At 66.8% G+C, this 1,866-nt stretch carries 3 protein-coding genes; 1 reads left to right on the forward strand and 2 read right to left on the reverse strand.

The window, feature by feature from the left end:
- Together B2J89_RS21045 and B2J89_RS21050 are read right to left on the reverse strand one after the other, a co-directional pair.
- A partial coding sequence (locus tag B2J89_RS21045) for an MnmC family methyltransferase (RefSeq protein WP_371809113.1) occupies positions 1-504 on the reverse strand: 504 nt, incomplete at its 3' end.
- A 71-nt stretch (positions 505-575) separates the two neighbouring features.
- Positions 576-848, reverse strand: a complete 273-nt coding sequence (locus tag B2J89_RS21050) for an oxidative damage protection protein (protein WP_169170795.1) — start codon at positions 846-848, stop codon at positions 576-578.
- A gap of 146 nt (positions 849-994) precedes the next feature.
- Here B2J89_RS21050 and B2J89_RS21055 point away from each other — a divergent pair.
- A partial coding sequence (locus B2J89_RS21055) for a sulfate ABC transporter substrate-binding protein (protein WP_169170796.1) occupies positions 995-1,866 on the forward strand: 872 nt, incomplete at its 3' end.

Consider the following 1,866-nt stretch of genomic DNA (forward strand, 5'->3'; position numbering starts at 1 on the left):
TGCGGCGGCCAGGTGCGTGCCGCGCCGGCAGCAGCGCGCCAGCGCCTTGACAAAGTGCGGGCCCCAGGGCCCAGGGCCGCCGAGGTAGACCGCGTCCACCGTCCAGTCCTGCTGGCGCAGCAGAGCCGATGCCTCGCCCAGGCAGAGCGTGAGCAGCACACGCCCGCCCTCGAACGCCAGGCGGTGCACGCCCGGCAGCAGGCCCCAGCACTGGGCCTGCAGTTCCTGCGCCAGCGCGGGCTCCGCCGCTGCCGCGCGCAGCCGCTCTTCGGCCGCCGGCAGCGGTGCGTCCTGCAGCGCGACGAAGTGCAGCAGGGTGGGGCGCGCGGGGTCGGCGCGCCACGCGGCCCAGGCGGCGAGAAAGTCCTGTCCTCCGCCAAAGTCGGTCTGCAGGATGCGCCACTGCGGCTCGCCGGCCCAGGCCGCCGGCAGGTCGCAGCCGTGCAGGAAGGCCGTGGGTGCCAGGGCGGGGCTGCTGTCCATTGCGTCGATGCGGGGTGCCATGGGTGGAAAGAGAAAGGAACGAAAAAGGCGCCACAAGGGGCGCCCGGAAGGTCTGCGCAGGGCCGTGGCGTTCAGGCGCTGGGCGGCACGTAGCCCTGCACGGTGTCGGCGCCGCCGCCAAAGAAATGCTGTTCCATCTGGCGCGCCAGGTACTGGCGCGCACGCGCGTCGGCCAGGTTCAGGCGGTTTTCGTTGACCAGCATGGTCTGGTGCTTGAGCCACGCGGCCCAGGCTTCCTTGCTGACGCTTTCCCACAGGCGTTTGCCCAGTTCGCCGGGGTAGGGCGGGAAGTCGAGGCCTTCGGCTTCCTTGCCGAGCTTGATGCAGTGGACGGTGCGTGCCATGGAAAAATTCCTTGTGGGGGTATCGGTTTAGATGTTTTGGGTATTAAGAACTGCGATTTTATTCGTTCCAGTTTTTAATCTGGCCTTCCAGAATGCGTTGCATCGGTGATTCGCACCGGTTTCCATGCACTGACGGAAGGCCACCCATGAAGATTCGCCGTGACTTTATCAAGTTTCCCCTGGCCAGCGCCCTGCTGGCCAGCTTGGCCCTGACGGCATTGCCGTCGTTTGCGCAAGGCGTGACCTTGCTCAATGTGTCGTACGACCCCACGCGGGAGCTGTATGCGGAATACAACCAGGCCTTTGCCAGGCACTGGAAGGCCAAGACGGGGCAGGAGATCACGGTCAAGCAGTCGCACGGCGGCTCGGGCAAGCAGGCGCGTTCGGTCATCGACGGCATCGAGGCCGACGTGGCCACGCTGGCCCTGGCCGGCGACGTGGACGCCTTGGTCAAGAACGGCGCGCTGCTTCCGGCGGACTGGCAGAAGCGCCTGCCGCACAACTCGGCGCCCTACACCTCGACCATCGTCTTCCTCGTGAAGAAGGGCAACCCCAAGGGCCTCAAGGACTGGGACGACCTCGCCAAGCCCGGCGTGGCCGTCATCACGCCCAACCCCAAGACCTCGGGCGGCGCGCGCTGGAACTACCTGGCGGCCTGGGAATTTGCCAAGCGCAAGTACGGCAGCGAGGCCAAGGCGAAGGAATTCGTCGGCAAGCTCTACAAGAACGTGCCCGTGCTCGACACCGGCGCGCGCGGCTCGACCATCACGTTCGTGCAGCGCGGCGTGGGCGACGTGCTGCTGGCCTGGGAGAACGAGGCCTTTCTGGCGCTCAAGGAGTTCGGTACCGAGAAGTTCGAGATCGTGGCGCCCTCGGTGTCCATCCTCGCCGAGCCCACCGTGGCCGTGGTCGACAAGGTGGTGGACAAGCGCGGCACGCGCAAGGTGGCCGAGGAATACCTGCAGTACCTGTATTCCGACGAAGGCCAGGAGATTGCGGGCAAGAACTTCTACCGCCC

The sequence above is a fragment of the Acidovorax sp. SRB_24 genome (assembly GCF_012931925.1).